This window comes from Streptomyces sp. NPDC091292, from assembly GCF_044757265.1.
Taxonomy (GTDB): domain Bacteria; phylum Actinomycetota; class Actinomycetes; order Streptomycetales; family Streptomycetaceae; genus Streptomyces.
This window is the reverse complement of the sequence record NZ_JBIVUQ010000006.1, coordinates 64002-81304: the sequence shown is the minus strand read 5'-3', so window position 1 is coordinate 81304 and position 17303 is coordinate 64002. Positions and strand designations below refer to the sequence as shown.

Annotated in this window: 14 protein-coding genes; 6 read left to right on the top strand and 8 right to left on the bottom strand. The window is 71.7% G+C overall.

Annotation, left to right across the window (positions count from 1 at the left end; all coding sequences use genetic code 11):
• Nucleotides 1-15: 15 nt before the first annotated feature.
• Together ACIQNU_RS18795 and ACIQNU_RS18790 are read right to left on the bottom strand one after the other, a co-directional pair.
• Entirely contained in the window at nucleotides 16-2364 is a 2349-nt protein-coding gene (locus tag ACIQNU_RS18795) for an ABC transporter permease (RefSeq protein ID WP_401367320.1), read from the bottom strand.
• On the bottom strand, nucleotides 2361-3068 hold the full coding sequence (locus ACIQNU_RS18790; RefSeq protein WP_401367317.1) for an ABC transporter ATP-binding protein: 708 nt from the start codon (nucleotides 3066-3068) through the stop codon (nucleotides 2361-2363). The genes ACIQNU_RS18795 and ACIQNU_RS18790 overlap by 4 nt, the downstream gene beginning before the upstream one ends.
• A gap of 139 nt (nucleotides 3069-3207) precedes the next feature.
• On the opposite strand from ACIQNU_RS18790, the gene ACIQNU_RS18785 reads away from it, so the two are divergent.
• Nucleotides 3208-4599 carry a sensor histidine kinase gene (locus tag ACIQNU_RS18785; protein ID WP_401367314.1) on the top strand — a complete coding sequence of 464 codons (1392 nt, stop codon included), beginning with the start codon at nucleotides 3208-3210 and terminating at the stop codon, nucleotides 4597-4599.
• A complete protein-coding gene (locus tag ACIQNU_RS18780) occupies nucleotides 4596-5318 on the top strand; it encodes a response regulator (RefSeq protein ID WP_401367313.1) in 723 nt (240 codons plus the stop codon). Before ACIQNU_RS18785 ends, ACIQNU_RS18780 begins: the two co-directional genes overlap by 4 nt.
• Nucleotides 5319-5359: 41 nt before the next feature.
• On the opposite strand, the gene ACIQNU_RS18775 is transcribed toward ACIQNU_RS18780, so the two are convergent.
• From ACIQNU_RS18775 to ACIQNU_RS18755, 5 genes are all read right to left on the bottom strand, one after another.
• On the bottom strand, nucleotides 5360-6904 hold the full coding sequence (locus ACIQNU_RS18775) for a hypothetical protein (RefSeq protein ID WP_401367310.1): 1545 nt from the start codon (nucleotides 6902-6904) through the stop codon (nucleotides 5360-5362).
• Complete coding sequence (locus ACIQNU_RS18770) at nucleotides 6901-7533, bottom strand: ATP-binding cassette domain-containing protein (protein WP_401367308.1); 633 nt, start codon at nucleotides 7531-7533, stop codon at nucleotides 6901-6903. The genes ACIQNU_RS18775 and ACIQNU_RS18770 overlap by 4 nt, the downstream gene beginning before the upstream one ends.
• Nucleotides 7534-7654: 121 nt before the next feature.
• On the bottom strand, nucleotides 7655-8158 hold the full coding sequence (locus ACIQNU_RS18765; RefSeq protein WP_401367305.1) for a GNAT family N-acetyltransferase: 504 nt from the start codon (nucleotides 8156-8158) through the stop codon (nucleotides 7655-7657).
• Nucleotides 8159-8214: 56 nt separating this feature from the next.
• Nucleotides 8215-8844 carry a hypothetical protein gene (locus ACIQNU_RS18760; protein ID WP_401367303.1) on the bottom strand — a complete coding sequence of 210 codons (630 nt, stop codon included), beginning with the start codon at nucleotides 8842-8844 and terminating at the stop codon, nucleotides 8215-8217.
• Nucleotides 8841-9581, bottom strand: a complete 741-nt coding sequence (locus ACIQNU_RS18755; RefSeq protein ID WP_401367300.1) for an HAD family hydrolase — start codon at nucleotides 9579-9581, stop codon at nucleotides 8841-8843. Before ACIQNU_RS18755 ends, ACIQNU_RS18760 begins: the two co-directional genes overlap by 4 nt.
• A 471-nt stretch (nucleotides 9582-10052) precedes the next feature.
• Here ACIQNU_RS18755 and ACIQNU_RS18750 point away from each other — a divergent pair, with 471 nt between their 5' ends.
• Entirely contained in the window at nucleotides 10053-11999 is a 1947-nt protein-coding gene (locus ACIQNU_RS18750) for an ATP-binding cassette domain-containing protein (protein WP_401367298.1), read from the top strand.
• Between the two features lie 146 nt (nucleotides 12000-12145).
• Nucleotides 12146-13099 carry a MerR family transcriptional regulator gene (locus tag ACIQNU_RS18745; RefSeq protein WP_401367295.1) on the top strand — a complete coding sequence of 318 codons (954 nt, stop codon included), beginning with the start codon at nucleotides 12146-12148 and terminating at the stop codon, nucleotides 13097-13099.
• A gap of 44 nt (nucleotides 13100-13143) precedes the next feature.
• On the opposite strand, the gene ACIQNU_RS18740 is transcribed toward ACIQNU_RS18745, so the two are convergent.
• Nucleotides 13144-13902 (bottom strand): FadR/GntR family transcriptional regulator, encoded by a 759-nt coding sequence (locus ACIQNU_RS18740; RefSeq protein WP_401367293.1) that lies wholly within the window; start codon nucleotides 13900-13902, stop codon nucleotides 13144-13146.
• Between the two features lie 248 nt (nucleotides 13903-14150).
• Here ACIQNU_RS18740 and ACIQNU_RS18735 point away from each other — a divergent pair, with 248 nt between their 5' ends.
• Both ACIQNU_RS18735 and ACIQNU_RS18730 read left to right on the top strand, forming a co-directional pair.
• Nucleotides 14151-15512, top strand: a complete 1362-nt coding sequence (locus tag ACIQNU_RS18735; RefSeq protein ID WP_401367291.1) for an MFS transporter — start codon at nucleotides 14151-14153, stop codon at nucleotides 15510-15512.
• A complete protein-coding gene (locus tag ACIQNU_RS18730; RefSeq protein WP_401367288.1) occupies nucleotides 15509-17257 on the top strand; it encodes a dihydroxyacetone kinase family protein in 1749 nt (582 codons plus the stop codon). The genes ACIQNU_RS18735 and ACIQNU_RS18730 overlap by 4 nt, the downstream gene beginning before the upstream one ends.
• Nucleotides 17258-17303: the final 46 nt, after the last annotated feature.

Genomic DNA, 17303 nt, shown 5'->3' with positions numbered 1-17303 from the left:
TCTGCACCTGACCTCCTACTCCGTGCGCAGGGCCGTGGCGGTTCGGGTCCTCGCGGCCCAGCCGGCGGGCAGGAGCGCGCCCAGGGCGGCGATGAGCAGGCCGCCGAGTGCGAGGGGGAGGAGTTGGGCCGTGTGGTAGACGGCGATGACGGAGTCGGGGAGGCGGAGGCCCGCGCTGTCGCCCATCGCGGGCATGACCCAGCCGTGCACGGTGACGCCGAGCGGTACGCCCAGCGTGCCGGCGACGAGTCCGGTGACGACGACCGAGGTGAGGATCATCGCGATGGTCTGGCGGGGCGTCATGCCGAGCGCCTTGTGGACACCGATCTCCCGGACGCGTTCGCGGGTGTCGAGCAGCACGCCGTTGAGCACGCCGAGCGCGGCGACGGCGACGAGCATCAGCGTGAGGATCGCGGACAGCGCGTTGAGCGTCACGACCATGTCGCTGCCGGCGTCGAGCCCGCCGGCCTGGGCACTGACCCCCAGCGGTGCCAGGTTCTTGTCGAGTGCGTCGACGTAGCCGGTCACGTCGGTGCCCGAGGTGACCGCGATGTGATGGCTCGTCCCCGTCAGGTCGGGATGTGCGGCCGTGAGGGTCGCGATGTCGGTGAAGACCTGCATGCCGTCGTTGCGGGGGTCGAGGATCTCGCCGACGATCCGGACACCGACCGGCTCGGCCAGGCCGTTCACAGTGACCGTGTCACCGATGCGGGTGCCGGTGGATGCCAGGAACTGGGTCGGTACGACGGCCTCGCCCGGCTTGTCGATCCAGCGGCCCGAGACCATCGCGTAGCCGCCCCAGGAGGCGTCGCCGGTGAAGGCGATCACGTCGACGATGCCGGTCACTCCGGACACGGTCGCCCGTACCGTCGATGCGCTGTAGTACTTCCCGGTGCCGGAGGCGGCCTCGACGGCTGCGGCGACGGCGGCGGAATCGACCGGGGTCTCTTTCTCGGAGGCAGGGCCATGGGCGCCGAACTCCGGCATGGGCGCGGCAACGGTGACGTCTGCGGCGTCGTGCGCCTTGGCCTTCATCACCTCGCCGAGCGAGGCGACCATCCCCACGGTGAACGTGACGGCGACGGTGCCGAACAGGACTGCCGTGCCCATGGCCAGCGCGCGGGCGGGCCGCGCGAAGGGCAGGGCCAGGCCCAGCGCGACCGGCCGCGGCAGCGGCAGCAGGCCGGCCAGGCGGGCCGCCCGCCGGCCGCGCCCCGTCGACGCGTTGCGCCCGACGGCGAGCGCGTCGACCGTACGCAGCCGGCCGGCCCGCAAGGCGCTCGCCCACGCGGTCGCCGCCACCAGGCCGAGCACCCCGGCGATCACCGTCACGTCGACCCAGGGGGCGACGGCGAGGGAAGAGGTGCCGTAGACCTCCTCGGTCTCGGCCAGTACGGGGACGGCCAGCAGGTGCCCGGCGAGGACACCGAGCGCCGTGCCGACGGCGGCCGGGATCAGCGCCTGGCCCACGTAGGCCCGTACGACCTGGGCCGGGGTGAAGCCGACGGCCTTCAGGATGCCGATGCGCCGCGTTCCCATGCCGACGGCCGACGCGACGACATTGCCGACGACGAGCACCGACATGACAAGGCCCAGGGCGCCGAACGCGATGAGGAACGGGACGTAGAGGGCGGTGTCGCGCTCTGCGGCCTTCTTGACGGGGAGCCAGGACTGTTCGCCGACGGCCGCTCCACGAGGCAGGCTCGCCGTCACGGCCTTGACGCCCGAGGTGATCCGCGCGTCGGTGCCCGCGTCGGTGAACCGGTAGAGCATCTGGTAGCCACCGCTGCCGGGCTCGGTGAGCGCCGGCATCTGGGACGGGACCACCCAGGCGTCGGCGGTCCGCGTGACCGAGCGGGCCACGCCGACCACCGTCAGCGTCGGACTGCCGGGCCCGTCGGGGAAGGCGAGCTTCATGCCCATGGCCGGCCTGAGCGAGGAGTCGGCGGACAGCACGATCTCGCCGGGGCGCTCGGCCCACTGCCCGTCGAGCAGCGTCACCTCGTCCACACCCCGGCCGGGATCGCCCCGGCCCACCACGGTCATCGGCCACCCGGGGCCCGCCCCGTCCATCCGCGGGGTGACCGTCGCCGTACGGAACGGCCCGGCCGCGCCGCTCACCCCCTCCGCGTCCTCGGTCTTCGACAGCTGCCCGGCACTCACCCTGCCCGCGTCGAACTCGACGGACAGATGCGCGCCGTGCTGCTGGGCGAAGGCGTCGTCGAAGGGCGCTCCGGAGACCACGAGCAGCGATCCGCCGAGGACGGAGGCGGCCACCGCCATCAGCGTGGCGAGCCCGATCACCAGCGTCTGCACCCGGCGCCGTCCCACCCCCGAGCGCACCACCTTGCCGAGCGCGCTCATCGCAGGGCCTCCGGGGCGACGGCGTGCGACCTGACGTCCTCGGTGATCCCACCGTCGGCGATCCGGACCGTACGGCTCGTGCAGGACTCGGCCAGACGCAGGTCGTGGGTGACCACGACGACGGTCTGGCCATCGGCGTTGAGGTCGGCGAGCAGTCTTCCGACGTCCTGTCCGGCGGCCGTGTCCAGGGCCCCGGTCGGCTCGTCGGCAAGGAGCAGCGGCGGCCGGTTCATCAACGCGCGGGCCACCGCGACGCGCTGCCGCTCGCCGCCCGACAGCCGGCCCGGGTAGGTGCGGGCGTGCCGGTCGATGCCGAGGGTTTCCAGGAGTTCCCTCGCCCGGCGATCGGCCTGGCCGCGTCCCATGCCCGCGAGCCGCGCGGGCAGGACGACATTGTCGGTGACGGTCAGATCGTCGAGCAGGTTGAAGAACTGGAAGACCATGCCGACCTTCGACCGCCGGTAGAGCGCCGACCCGGCCTCGCCGAGGCGGTCCACCCGCACCCCGTCCACGGTGACGGTCCCCGCGTCGGGCCGGTCGAGCCCCGCGATCAGGTTGAGCAGCGTGGACTTGCCGCTGCCGGACGGGCCCAGGATCGCGACGGCCTCGCCGGGGCGCACGGTCAGCGTCACGTCGTGCAGGGCGGGCGGGCCGTCGTCGTACCGGCGGCCCACCTCGCGTAGTTCGATCACCGGCGTGGTCATGAAAGGCTCCTTCGATACGGGCGTCGGAGCCACGGACGCTAGAAGGCCGCCCGGCCGTCGCGCGTCGCCCGTCCGGACCCTTCGTCCTACCGCACCGGGATGATCTGCCGGAACGTCATCCTTGCGAGGTAGGCGCCCGATGTACGCGAGGCGCCGGGAACCGACCGCTGAGGCGGACTCCGGGGGTTCGGGCGGCGGCGACAATGAACCGGTGAGGAAGGTCCGTACGATCCGTACGACGCTGGAGCGGCTGCGGGCCGCGGGCCGCGAGGCGCTCCGCGACGCCCGGCTCGCGAGCGGCCCGGCGCCGCGGCTCAGCCGTCGAGCCTGGCAGTTCGACGTGCTGGTGGCGCTGGCGCTCGGCGTCGCGACCGTGTACTACGGCATCGGCAACGCGAACAATGTCGTGGTGCGTGAGATCGCACCCGGCGTGGAGCGGGTGATCCCGCGCCCGTCCGGCCCCAGCGGCATGGCCTTCATGGTGACCCTCGCGGTTGTGGCCTCGGGCGCCCTGGCGCTGCGCCGCCGCTTCCCGCTCGCCGTGCTGTGCGTCGTGACAGCCGCGGTACTGACGACACCGCAGAGCGTGCTGCGCCTGACCTTCTACGCATTCGTGATCGCCGTCTACAGCGCCGCCGTCTACAGCCCCTACCGGGTGGCGACCCTGGCGGCGCTGCCGGTGTCGGTTCTCTTGGTCGGTACCTCGGGGAACTCGGTGACGCCGATCGTTCCCAACGAGTACATCGCCCTGCTGATCCTGGTTCCGATGGCGGTGGCGTCCCTCGGGCTGCGTACCTGGAAGCTCCGGACCGACGAAGGCCGCGCCCGGCTCTCCGATCTGGAACGCGAACAGGCCGCGGCGCTGCGCCGGGCGGTCGAGCACGAGCGCGCGAGGATAGCCCGCGAACTGCACGACGTCGTCACGCACAACGTCAGCGTGATGGTCATCCAGGCGGGCGCCGCCCGCAAGATCATGAAGACAGCCCCCGAGCAGGCCGCCGAGGCCCTGCTCGCCGTCGAGGCGGGCGGCCGGGCGGCCATGACGGAACTGCGGCACGTCATGGGCCTGCTCACCCCGGCCGGGGAGGGTGAGCCGACGGGCGCGGAGCACCTGGCCGACACGGGCGCGGAGTTGGCCCCGCAGCCCGGCCTGAACCAGCTGGACACACTCGTCGGACGGGTACGGGACGCCGGACTGCCGGTCGACCGGACCGTGACCGGCCCACCTCGCGCGATCCCGCCCGGCATCGAACTCGCCGCCTACCGCGTGGTCCAGGAAGCCCTGACCAACACCGTGAAGCACGCGTCCGGCGCCACTGCCGCCGTGACCGTCGTCTACGGCCGGGACAGGCTCAGGGTGGAAGTCACCGACACCGGTGGACGTCCGGGCGCGGACGCCGACGCCGGGAACGGCCGGGGCCTGATCGGCCTGCGTGAGCGTCTCGCCGTCTACGACGGAACTCTGCACACCGGCCGACGTCTGACCGGCGGCTACCGTGTGGAGGCCCTGATCCCCTTGGAGGGACCGTGACCGAGCCGCTGCGTGTGCTCCTCGCCGACGACCAGACCCTGGTGCGCACCGGGTTCCGGATGATCCTCGGCGCCGACGGCATCGACGTCGTCGCAGAGGCGACCAACGGAGCCGAAGCGGTCGAAGCGGCCCGCCGCACACGTCCCGACGTGGTCCTGATGGACGTCCGGATGCCCGAGATGGACGGCTTGGAGGCCACACGCCGCATCCTCACCGGCGCCTCCGGCGAACCCCGCGTCATCATCCTGACCACCTTCGACCTGGACCGATACGTCTACGCGGCACTGTCCGCCGGGGCCAGCGGCTTCCTCCTCAAGGACGTCACCCCCGAGCACCTGGCCTCGGCCGTCCGCACGGTCCGTACCGGCGACGCTCTCCTCGCGCCCGCCATCACCCGCCGCCTCGTGGAGGGTTTCGCCCGAGGCGACCATCGACTCGGCGCCCCGCATGGCGGCGACACCGCCGCCCTCCACCGCGACCTCGCCCCGCTCACCCCGCGCGAGCTGGAGGTCCTGGCCCTGCTGGCCCGAGGACTGAGCAACGCCGAACTCGCCCACCGCCTCCACCTGGCCGAGGCGACCGTCAAGACGCACGTCGCCCGCATCCTCGGCAAGCTCGGAGTCCGTGACCGCGTCCAGGCCGTCATCGTGGCCTACGAGACAGGGCTGGTGAGCGCGGGCACGGGCGAGGCCGCCCACCAGTCCACCGAGCCGGCGTAGACCGAGGCCGAGCCCCGGCGGACCGGGCTCGGCCGAGTGAGTCACGCCCGGCTGAGGCGGGCACGCAGTCCCCGGTGGGCCCAACCCGTCCGGCGCAGACCCGCCCACACGCAGCAGGCGGCCATGCCGATCGCCAGTGTGGCCGCGCCGGGCGCGGACGGGACGGTGCTCATGGCGGCGATGCCGATCACCACGGCGACGAATCCGTCGAACTGCCACGCCACGATCAGCAGCCCGGACAGGTCGCCGAGTGGCGTGATGACGGGGAGAAGCAGTTCGAGCGGCAGCTGCAGCTTCATCTCGCGCAGAAATCTGGCGCCGATCACCAGCACCACCGACCCGGCGACGAGCAGAACCGTGTCCACGGGGTGTGCGCTGTCGCGCGGCCACGGGGCCAGGACGGCGACGCCACCTCCCAGGCATGCTCCGACCGTGACCGCCACGACGGGCCACGCCAGTGTGCGGGCGAGCGTCCCGCCCCACCGCTCCCCGAACAGCGGGGCCAGGGTCAACTCGTCCCGCAGACCACGCCAGTTCTCGCTCACCCACCCGGATCCCAGATACACACAGACCGACCCGGCCACCCACGACGACAACGCCGGGCCGCTCTCCGGCCCGGCCGCCCCGAGCGTCAGCGCGGCACCGCCGATCACCAGGAGCAGCACGGCCGCGATCACGCGACCGGGCGTGCGCAGCGCTCGTGTCGCGCCCTGGGCGAGATACCCGCGAAGGCGCCCGTCCGCACGGAACAGGGCCGAGGTGAGCCCGCGCGGCTCCGGCCGGTACAGGTCCAGCGCGTGGTGGAGCGTGCCCGTCCACGCATACGTTCGGGCCTGCGACGCGCGCGCCGACTCGCGGGCGAGCCTGGCGAGGTCGACCGTCCGAATCGACCGGAAGGCCGCACGCCCGAGGGCCGCGGCGGCGAGTCCCAGCACGCAGGCGACGGGCCACAACCCGCCCCCGCCGCCCGGAGCCGTCCGGCTCACCACTGTCGCGATGAGCGCCGAGGCGCCGGCGCCGGAGGCGAGTACGAGATTGTCGGGCACCGCTCTGACCTGGCCCCACAGCCACGCCACCGCGGCGACAGCGGTGAGTCCCACCGCCACGGCGAGACCCTGGAGCGCGGTGTCGAGGTCAGCGAACAGGTCCGTCGCGAGGTACGCCGCCGCGCACGCCGACAGCAGCGTGGCCGTGCCCGCGTACGCCAGTCGGCGCCGGGCGATCGTGCCGAGGTAGGCCGTCGGGGACAGGTCCGTGGTCATGAACACGTGCAGCAGGAAGGGCGGGATCACCAGCGGTCCCCAGAACCGGCCCGCGAGTTGGGCGCCCCAGCACACCGCCACCGCGAACGCGCAGGCGAGGGGCGTCGCCCCGGCGAGAGACCCCACGGAGAGGAGCGCCGGTGACGTGCTCGCCGCGTGCACGACCGGCACGAGGTAGAAGACGGAGAACAGCGCGACGAGATAGGCGAGGTACGCGCGGCCACGCACCGTGGCACGGTCGCCGCGGCGGGCGTAGAGCTGCCGTACGGCGTGGACGCGCGTACCGGCCTCGGCTTCGTGCGACGCGATGCCGTACGCCGTCATCCCAACTCCACGCGACCGTCGGCCGCTTCCACCAGAGCGGCCTCATGGGTGGCGACGAGGAACGCCGTGCCGTTCCTCGCCCGCTCGGTGAGCAGTGCGGCCACCAGCTCGACGCGGTGACGGTCGAGATGCCGCTCGGGCTCGTCCAGCAGGACGACGTCGGCCGGGCGGACCAGCGTCAGCGCGAGGCTGAAGAGTTGCAGTTGTCCGGACGAGACCTGATGGGGAAACCGTTCACCCAGCGAGGCGAGCCCCAACCGCTCGATGACTTGATCGGCGCGTTCGGTGGTGTGGGTGGTATTGCCGTACCAGGAGGCGGCGACCAGGGTCACCTGCTCGCGCAGCGTCATGTCACGTGCGACGGGGATCGGTTCCACGAGCGAGGCCACGAGGCGTCGATGCAGAGGCTTCGCCATGGTGGCGGGTTCCCCCCTCACCGAACACGAACCCGCCGTCAGACTCCGACCGCCCAGGAAGGCACGGAGGAGAGTGGTCTTCCCCGAGCCGTTGCTGCCGGTGACACACCAGAGTTCGCCCGGCATCACCGCGAACGTCGTGGGCGCGAGCAGCGTGGTGTCGCCCAGCGTGACCGTCGCGCCGTCCGCCGCGATGACAGGAACTCCAGTCACTTCCGCTCCAGAACCACAAGCTCGGGTGGCTGTCTCGTCGAAGGCGGTGAGTGTCGACGCACTCCGGACCAAGAGGATACGCAAGATCGCCTCGCAGGCACGATTCTGCGGTTCACCCGCTTCACGGCAACGAGCGCGTGAGCCATACCACTTCGCCGTTGTCCTCCATGGAAACGTGATCCCGCTCGAACCCGAGTTTCTCCAGGACACGGAGGGACGGTGTGTTCCACGCGCCGACGGTCGACCAGAGCCGTTTCCGCCCGGTCGCGATGGCGGCGTCGAGCACCGCGCGGGCCGCCTCGGTGGCGTAGCCGCGCCCATGCGCGCGCTGGAACAGCTCATACGCGATTTCGGGCTCCTCCAGGGTGGAGCGGCCGATGATCAGCCCGCAGTAGCCGATGAAGTCGCCTTCGTCACGGCGCTGGATGGGCAGCAGGGCGATCCCCGTTGTCGCTGTCGCGTCGAGCAGCTTTGCGATGGACGTCCGGGTGTGTTCGACCGTGGGCGTTCCGTCGCCGCGTTCGGAGAGGAGGGCGCTGAACTCGGCGGCGTCCGAATCGGCCCACGGCCGCAGTATCAGCCGCTCGGTCTCCAGGTGGAACGACATCGTCTTGTACGTGGACATGGGCTCTACTCTGCCCCACGGGGATGAGGGTCGGACAGCCGGATCGTGCTGGAGTGCTAGGCGGCGTCGACCAGGCGCTCCAAGCGGTGGACCAGTCTGTCCAGGCGGGGGTAGGAGCGGGTCAGGTCGGTGACGACCACGTGGTCGTCGTGGGCGATGCGGTAGTGGAACATGTCCCGGCCGCGTTCGTCGATGATCCGTCCTGGCAGGCTGCCGAGGTCCGCGTCCTTGAGGTCGGCGCGCAATTCTCCGAGCGGCTTGGCGTCGAGTTGGTGGGTGCTGCTCGGCTTGTTGCGGGTGGAGACGGTGTATGTGCCGTCGGTGTAGAGGAGGAGTTGGTCGTCCCGGCCCGCGTAGCCGCCGCTGATCATGAAATTGACGAGGAGTCGGACCTGCGGGGTGGGGTCCCGCACCGGGGACGTGGACGTGGACGTGGACGTGGACGTGGACGTGGACGTGGTCGTGGCAGGTGCGGTCGCCGGTGGTGCGGTCGGCGATGGTGCCGGTGAGGTGCCGCTGTCGCGCGCCGTGGGCCTGTCGTCCCCGGCGCCCCGCGCGTCGCACGCGCCCGACAGCACCACCACGGAGGCGACGGCCAGCGCGGTGGCCGCAACCCGGACTCTCCGGCTGATCGCCCGGCACCCCTTCATCGCCTGCCACCCCCTCATCGCCCACCGCCCGCTCATCGGGCGAAGTCCACTTCGGTCAAGCCGGATCGTGCCTCGTCCGCCCCGAGCAGCGGCGCGAGTGCCGCCCGCAGACCCTCCGCGTCCCGGTGGAGTACGCCGGTCATGCCGAGCGCGGTGGCGGCGTCCACGTTCTCCTGCCGGTCGTCCACGAACAGGCACCGTTCCGGTGGGACCCCGACCCGTTCGGCGGCGATCTCGTAGATGCGGCGGTCCGGTTTGGCGACGCCTTCGCGGGAGCTGTTGACGACGTGGTCCGCGAGGTCGGTCAGGCCGAGTTGTGCGAGGTCGTCGTCCAGCCAGGCCGTCGCGTTGCTGACGAGAACGAGCGTGCATCGGCCGCGTACCCGACGGAGAAGTGCGACCACCTCGGCGTCGATGTGGGAGTCCGCCTCGGTGAACGCCCTCGCCAGGGACCGAGCCTGATCGGGCGTCACCCTGGGGGCGAGGTCGCGGGCGATCGAGTCCGCCCACTGCTCACGGGTGATGCGCCCGAGCAGCAACGGCAGGTCGTTCTCGGGCGCGAATCCGATCGCCTCCGTGGTGCCGTCGGGCAGGCCGGCGGCGCGCTCAAGGCGCGCCACCTCGGCCGTGTCGTAGAAGCGGATCACTCCGTCGATGTCGCACAGGACCGCGTCGAAAGGGGGCGCGACCGCAGCCGAAGGGTGCGCGATCGGCGGGCCCGGGGTCGACAGGGCCGAGGAGGGAGCGTCCGGGGTGTGCGGGGGCCTTTTCACGCCGCATGGATATCACCGTGGCGTCCCCGTCGGCCAGACCGCTTCGCACTCGCGCAGACGTGTCGGATCCGGCGCGCCGGACGTCGTCGGCGGTCGGCCCAGGCGCCCCTTGGCCTTCGGGCGGGCAATCCCTCGAACGGGTGAGGCGACCCTCGCGAGTGAATCGAACGCCCCGTTACGAGGGCGCTGCCCGGAACTGAGGGCAGCCCGCTCCAGCATTCGAACTTACGCCCGAGAATTCGCCCCTCGGTGGCCGTGACGCGTCCTTGATCAGGTGCGTTGTCCCGCCGTCGTGTCCGTGGTCGTGACTTCAGGAGGACTCATGCACCCTGTTCCCACCCTTGACGGGCTTCATCCTGCGTTCGACTTGCCTGGAGGCGGTGTGCCGCTTGGGGTGCGCCTTGTTGACGGTGTGTCAGGCCGCGTGCCGGGTGTTGCGGCGTCCGATCGGCGTACTCAGGGGGTGGACGCATGAAGATCCCCCGCCCCACCGGACCCGAGCCCGCGAACCCCGCTCCCGAGGCGCCCGATTCGCCCACCCCGAAACCCGCCACCCCCACCTCCGCTCCTCCACCTCCACCCCCGGCCGACCTCACCTTCGGCGGCCCGCACTCCCGCAACCCCCTCGGCGACGTCGGGTTCCAGGCCCTGTGCGCCCGGCTGCCGTCCGTGCTCTCGCAGACCGCCCGGATGGCCTGGCGCATCGACCGCCCGGCCGTGCTCCTGTTGATCGGGTGCCAGCTCCTGACCGGCGTCGCGGCGGCCGTGCTGCTGACCTTCACCGCGCGGGCCATGCGGCCACTCGTCAGTGACGGATCCGTCGCCGACCGGCTGCACGCGATGCTCCCCGCGCTGCTCGTCGTCGCCGTGGCCGCCGCCGGCGTACGGATCGCGAGCGCGCTCGCCTCGTACGCGGACGGCCGCATCACACCGGTCCTGACGACCGCCGCGGACTCGGCCTTGGTCGAGGCGGTGTGCCGGGTCGAGGCGTCCGCGTACGGCGAGGACGGGTTCGCCGACCGGCAGGAGGCCGCCGAGATCGGCGTGGTCCGCACCACGCACATGGTGCGGGACAGCCAGCGCTTCCTGGCCGCCGCCGTCCGCATGATCGCCGCGGGCGGTGTACTCGCCGCGCTGCACCCACTGTTGCTGCCGCTGTTGTTCCTGGCGGTGCTGCCCGCGGGCGCCGGCGCGGTGCTCTCCGCGCGGGTCGACTACGACACCCACTACGCCAACGTCGGCGACCGCAATGTCCGCGGCATGATGCGCTGGTGGTCGACGACGCCGAAGTACGGGGACGAGGTCCGCGCGAACGGCATGACCGGCTATCTGCTGTTCTGGTACCGCAGCCTGTCGACGCGGATCGACCGGCGCACCCTGGCCGTCGCGCCCCGGCTGCTGCGGATCGAGCTGGCGACCTCGTCGCTCGGCGGGTTCTTCCTGCTGGTCACCTGGTCCGCGCTCGGCTGGCTCGCGCTGAGCGGACGGGTGGAGCTGGCGGTCGCGGCGACCGCCGTCGTCGCCGTCCAGACCACCCTCGCCGCCCTGTCCCAACTGGTACTCAACGGCGCCGCGATGTTCCACACCAGCCTCTACCTCGCCGACATGCGGGCGTTCGTGGACCTGGCCGCCGCACGGGCCCCGAAGCGCGGTCCGGCGGCCGTGACCTCGCCGGTCGACGAGATCCGCCTGGACGAGGTCGTGTACCGCTACCCCGGCAAGGAGAAGCCGGCGGTCGACCACCTGTCCCTCTCCTTCCGGCGCGGCGAGATCGTGGCGATCGTCGGTGAGAACGGCTCCGGCAAGTCCACGCTCACCCGGCTGATCACGGGCGTGCTCCTCGCCGACAAGGGCACCGTGACCTGGAACGGCACCGATCTCGCCCGCGCCGACCCGGCCACCGTGTGGGCGCACACCGGACTGGTACCGCAGATCTTCGCCCAATGGCCGCTCCGGGCCCGCGAGAACGTGACGCTCGGCCAGCCGCGTACCACCGACGATCTGCTCGTATGGGAGGCCGTCGACGCGGTGGGGATGCGTACCGCGATCGAGGAGCTGCCCCGGGGTCTGGACACCCTGCTGGCCCGGGAAGTGTTCGGCGGCGCGGAACTCTCCGGCGGTCAGTGGCAGCGCCTCGCCTGCTCACGCGCCCTCTACCGGCGCCCGGCCCTGCTCATCCTCGACGAGCCGACCTCGCAGATGGACCCGCGCGGTGAGCACCACATCTTCGAGGAGATCAAGAAGATCGCCGCCGGACGCATCACGCTGGTCGTGACCCACCAACTGGAGAACACGAGAATCGCGGACCGGATCGTCGTGATGCGGCGCGGCCGGATCATCGAGCACGGCACCTACGAGGACCTGGTGCACGCGGACGGCCTGTTCGCGGAACTCCTCGCCCTCAGCAAGGACCGCTGACCCTCTCGGAGGACCGGACCGGACTCCGTACCGTCCAGGGCGACGGTACGGAGTCCGTGCGGTATCCGCGCGGTATCCGGTGTACGGGCGTGATCGCGGCGGTCCGGGCTTGAATCTCCCCTGGGGGGAGACGGAAGAGTGGGGGCATGGACGGTGACACGCTCTGCTCGATCGGTGACCTGGCCCGGCGGACCGGTCTGACGGTCAAGGCCATCCGGTTCTACTCCGACCACGGGATCGTGCCGCCGACCGACCGCAGCCCGGCAGGTCACCGGCGCTACGGCAGCGACGCGGTGGCCCGGCTCGATCTCGTGCGGACGCTGCGTGACCTGGGCCTCGACCTCGCCACGATCCGGCGGGTCGTGGACCGTGAGATCGCGCTGCCCGAGGTCGCCGCCGCGCACGCCGAAGCGCTGGCAGTACAGATCCGCACGCTGCGGCTGCGGCGCGCTGTGCTCACGGCGGTGGCCGAGCGGGGCTCCACACCTGAGGAGTTGGAACTCATGCATCACCTGGCCAAGCTCTCCGAGGACGAACGCCACCGTCTGACGGCCGACTTTCTCGATGCCGTCTTCGACCGCCCGGACGCCACCCCCGGTGTCGCGGGTGTCAGCCGGTCGCTGACTCCCGTACTGCCCGACGACCCCGAGGCCGAACAAGTCGCGGCATGGGTGGAGCTGGCCGAGTTGTCGCAGGACCCGGAGTTCCGGGCGCGGCTGCGGCGCATGGTCGAGCAGCACCTGGCCGACCGCGCCCAGGGCGCCGCCGTCGGTCCCCGCCGCGACGCCGTCGCGATCGTCCGTGACCATGCCGGTCCGGCGCTGGTGGCAGGCGTCGCCCCTGGCTCACCTCAGGCCGCGCCGGTCGTCACGGAGGTCATGGCCCGGTACGCGGATCTGGTGGGCCGCCCTGACGGCGCCACCCTCCGGCGCCGACTGGCCGGCCGTCTGGAGAACGCGAACGATCCCCGCAGGGAGCGCTACCTCCACCTGCTCGCGGTGATCAACGGCTGGCAGCCCCCGGAGAGCCTGGCCCCGGAGATCGAGTGGTTCCTCCAGGCGCTGGGCGCCGGGGCAGCGGGGGAGGGGCAGGCCGGGTAGGCGCGGGTCGGCCGGAGGTGCCCCACCCCCTCGGCGGGGGTCCCTCAGCTCCTCGGCTCCATCGAGGCGCGCAGACGCTCGCTCGCCATGCGCATGTGTTCCGCCATCGCCCGGTCCGCGGCCTCCGGGTCGCGGTCGCGGATGCCCTGGAGCACGGCGTCGTGCTCGCACAGGGTGCCGCTGACCGTGCCCTCGATGTCGCTGACCCGTTCCATCCAGACCTGGAGCAGCGCGCGGATGCTGTGCAGGATGTCGCTCAGTACCGAGTTCTGCGCGATGCGTGCCGTCTCCAGGTGGAAGGCGATGTCGGCGTCGATGAACGCCTTGACGTCCTGGCCCGCGTCCCGCATGTGCTGAAGGTGCCCCTCCAGGCGGGCCACGTCCTCGTCCGAGGCCCGCTCGGCGGCCAGCCGCGCCGACACGCCTTCCATGTACGTACGCACCTCGACCAGGTCCTGCGTGCGGCGCTGCCCGAGCATCAGTCCCCAGTTGATGGCGCGCGGCAGGAACTCCGACGTGCCCTCGCGGACGTACGAGCCCGAGCCGGGCCTGATCTCGATGATGCCGAGCACGTCCAGGGCGGACAGGGCGCCCCGCACACTGGAGCGGGCCACGCCGAGCGCCTCGGCGAGCTGCCGTTCGGCGGGGAGCCGGGTGCCTGGCCTGATGTCACCCGCGGAGAGATGATCGAGAAGCCGCTTCGCCACCTCGCTCACCGACGACTCGCGCACCACGGGGCGCAGCAACTGGGCGAGGTCGGGTGCGGGCGCGGGCTGCTGATCGGGCTGACTGGTCACGGTCACCAGTACACCAGATCGCGATCACACTTGTTTCAGCCGCCCTTATTGCGGGCTATGGGCTGTTTTGTCAAGACGGTGGTGACATGGAGATGAGTGATGTTAGCCACACTGGTAAATTGGTGACCAATTTCAGGATGAGGTTTAGCGTGAAGCCAGTTCGGCCGATGTCGCCGTGACAGCTTCCGCTGTACGAGCCCCGGCCGGGAGTGACCCAGTCCGGACGGAGCTGTCCGGCGAGCCGAGGAGTCGCCATGGGTGCTGACGCACCATCCACCGCCGTGGAGAGATCAGCGATCAAGAAGGTCTCGATGCGTCTTGTGCCGTTCGTGGCCCTGATGTTCTTCGTGAACTATCTCGACCGCACGGCCGTCTCGTTCGCGGAGCCGAACGGCATGGGCCAGGACCTGGCTCTCACCGCCGCCCAGTTCGGTTTCGCCTCCGGGATCTTCTTCCTCGGTTACATCGTGCTCGAAGTGCCCAGCAACATGGCGCTGCACCGGTTCGGCGCCCGCCGCTGGCTGGCCAGGATCATGGTGACCTGGGGCATCGTCTCGCTCCTGTTCACCTGGGTGCAGAACAGCGAGCAGCTCTACGCGCTCCGCTTCCTCCTCGGGGTCGCCGAGGCCGGCTTCTTCCCGGGCGCGATCCTCTTCCTCAGCCAGTGGGTGCCGAGCCGCCACCGCACCAAGATCCTGGGCCTGTTCTATCTGGCCCAGCCCCTGACCACCGTCTTCGGCGCCCCGCTCGCGGGCTGGCTGATCGGCCGGCACGGCCTGTTCGGCCTGGAGGGCTGGCGGGTCATGTTCCTGTTCGTGTCGATCCCGGCCATCGTGCTCGGCGTCGTCGCCTGGTTCTACCTGATCGACCGCCCCGCCGACGCCAAGTGGCTGACGGCCGAGGAGAAGACCTGGCTCAATGGCGCGCTCTCGTCCGAGAACGCCGGCAAGACGGGCCACGAGAGCAAGCACGCCAAGGGCGATCTGAAGGCCGCCTTCACCAACGGCCGCGTGTGGACGCTCGCCGCCGTCTACTTCGGCTTCGTCTACGGCCTGTACGCCCTGGCGTTCTTCCTGCCGACGATCATCAACGGCTTCCAGGACCAGTACGACACCACGTTCAGCGTGATGGACAAGGCGTGGATCACCGCCATCCCGTACCTCCCGGCCGCCGTCGTCCTCTTCTTCTGGACCCGGCACGCCACCAAGCACGGCACCCGCACCTGGCATGTCGCGGGCCCCGCCGTCGTCGGCGGACTCTCGATCCCGCTCGCCCTCTACATGGGCTCACCCGCCGCCACCGTCGCCGTGATCACGGTCACCGCGTGCGCCATCTTCGCCGCCCTGCCGGTGTTCTGGTCGGTGCCGTCCCGGTTCCTGACCGGCGCCGCCGCCGCTGCCGGTATCGCGCTCATCAACACCGCGGGCAATGTCGCCGGATTCGCCTCCAGCTACATCACCGGCTGGCTCAAGGACTGGACCGGCGCCTACTACGTACCGCTCTATCTCGTCGGCGCGTTCATGCTGCTCTCGGCCGTCCTGATGGTCTGGCTCTCCTCCCGTATCCGCCCGGCCACGGACGAGACGCGGCCCGCACCCGCAAAGGCCCTGCGATGACCCGCCTGTACAACGAGCCCGCCGCCTTCGCCGACGAGGCACTGGAGGGATTCGCCGCCGCACACCGCCGCTGGGTGCGCACCGTCACCGGCGGAGTCGTCCGCGCCGTCCCCGCCCCGGCCGGCCAGGTCGCCGTCGTCGTCGGCGGTGGCTCGGGCCACTACCCGGCCTTCTCCGGACTGGTCGGACAGGGCCTCGCCCACGGTGCTGCCGTCGGCAACGTCTTCGCCTCGCCGTCCGCCCAGCAGATACGCACCGTCGCACGGGCCGCGCACCGGGGCGGCGGAGTGCTCCTGATGTACGGCAACTACGCCGGTGACGTACTGCACTTCGGGCAGGCCGCCGAGCGGCTGAACGCCGAGGGCATCCCCACCCGTACCTTCGCCGTCACCGACGACGTGTCCAGCGCCGGACCCGCCGAGGCCGACAAGCGGCGCGGGGTCGCCGGTGACCTGCCCGTCTTCAAGGCCGCCGCCGCGGCGGCCGAACAGGGCCTGTCACTGGACGCGGTGGCCGAGGTCGCCGCCCACGCGAACGCCCGTACGCGCTCCTTCGGCATCGCCTTCTCCGGCTGCACCCTGCCCGGCGCCGACCATCCACTGTTCACCGTCCCGGAGGGCCGGATGGCCGTCGGGCTCGGCATCCACGGCGAACCCGGCATCGGCGAACAGGGCCTGCCCACCGCCGACGAGGCGGCCGAACTCCTGGTGACCACCCTCCTCAAGGAACTCCCGGACGGCGTGACGGAGTTGAACGGGCAGCGCGCGGCCGTGATCCTCAACGGTCTCGGCTCCGTCAAGTACGAGGAGCTGTTCGTCGTCTACCGCAAGGTCGCCCAGCTCCTCACCGACGAGGGCGTCGAACCGGTCGACCCCGAGGTCGGCGAACGCGTGACCAGCTTCGACATGGCGGGCGTCTCGCTCACCCTGACCTGGCTCGACGCGGACCTCGAAGCCCTGTGGACCGCACCCGCCGACACCCCCGCCTACCGCAAGGGCACGGTCACCGCCCGGCCCACCCCCGAGACCGACACCCCGGCCACCGACACCCCGGCCGACACCGCCGCCGCCGAACCCCCGCTCCCCGAGGCCACCGACGCCTCACGCGCCGCCGGTACGACCGCGCTCGCCGCGCTCGCCGCCGTCAAGGACGTCGTCGACGCCCACGCCGACGAACTGGGCCGGATCGACGCGGTCGCCGGCGACGGTGACCACGGCATCGGCATGCGGCGCGGCTCCACCGCCGCGTACGAAGCCGCTGTCCTGGCCCACGCGTCGGGCGCGGGCGCCGAGTCGCTGCTGACCCTGGCCGCCGACGCCTGGGCGGACAGGGCGGGCGGCACTTCGGGCGCGCTGTGGGGTGTGATCCTGCGGTCCGTCGCCACCGCGCTCGGCAACCAGGAACGGCCCACCGCGTCCGCCGTCGCGCACGGCGTACTCGAAGCGTCCACCCACGTACGCAAGCTCGGCGGCGCCCGGCCCGGCGACAAGACCATGGTCGACGTCCTCGTCCCGTTCGCCGAGACCCTTGCCCAACACGTCGCCACCGGCGCCGGCTTGACGACGGCGTGGGACGCGGCGGCCACCGAGGCCGACCGTGCGGCCGAGGCCACCGCCCGGCTGCTCCCGCGCATGGGACGCGCCCGGCCGCACGCCGAGAAGTCCCTCGGCACACCGGACGCGGGCGCCCACTCCCTGGCCCTGATCGTCCGCGCCGTCCACCCCGTACTCGGCACCTGCCGCTGACACCGGCAGCGGCACCCCCTCGACCACCCCTTCCCCCCTCACCGCA

Bases quoted from the DNA above. Each gene is read 5' to 3' on its own strand.
- ACIQNU_RS18795 (WP_401367320.1), bottom strand. From the start codon at position 2,364: ATGAGCGCGCTCGGCAAGGTGGTGCGCTCGGGGGTGGGACGGCGCCGG.
- ACIQNU_RS18790 (WP_401367317.1), bottom strand. From the start codon at position 3,068: ATGACCACGCCGGTGATCGAACTACGCGAGGTGGGCCGCCGGTACGAC.
- ACIQNU_RS18785 (WP_401367314.1), top strand. From the start codon at position 3,208: ATGTACGCGAGGCGCCGGGAACCGACCGCTGAGGCGGACTCCGGGGGT.
- ACIQNU_RS18775 (WP_401367310.1), bottom strand. From the start codon at position 6,904: ATGACGGCGTACGGCATCGCGTCGCACGAAGCCGAGGCCGGTACGCGC.
- ACIQNU_RS18765 (WP_401367305.1), bottom strand. From the start codon at position 8,158: ATGTCCACGTACAAGACGATGTCGTTCCACCTGGAGACCGAGCGGCTG.
- ACIQNU_RS18760 (WP_401367303.1), bottom strand. From the start codon at position 8,844: ATGAGCGGGCGGTGGGCGATGAGGGGGTGGCAGGCGATGAAGGGGTGC.
- ACIQNU_RS18750 (WP_401367298.1), top strand. From the start codon at position 10,053: ATGAAGATCCCCCGCCCCACCGGACCCGAGCCCGCGAACCCCGCTCCC.
- ACIQNU_RS18745 (WP_401367295.1), top strand. From the start codon at position 12,146: ATGGACGGTGACACGCTCTGCTCGATCGGTGACCTGGCCCGGCGGACC.
- ACIQNU_RS18735 (WP_401367291.1), top strand. From the start codon at position 14,151: ATGGGTGCTGACGCACCATCCACCGCCGTGGAGAGATCAGCGATCAAG.
- ACIQNU_RS18730 (WP_401367288.1), top strand. From the start codon at position 15,509: ATGACCCGCCTGTACAACGAGCCCGCCGCCTTCGCCGACGAGGCACTG.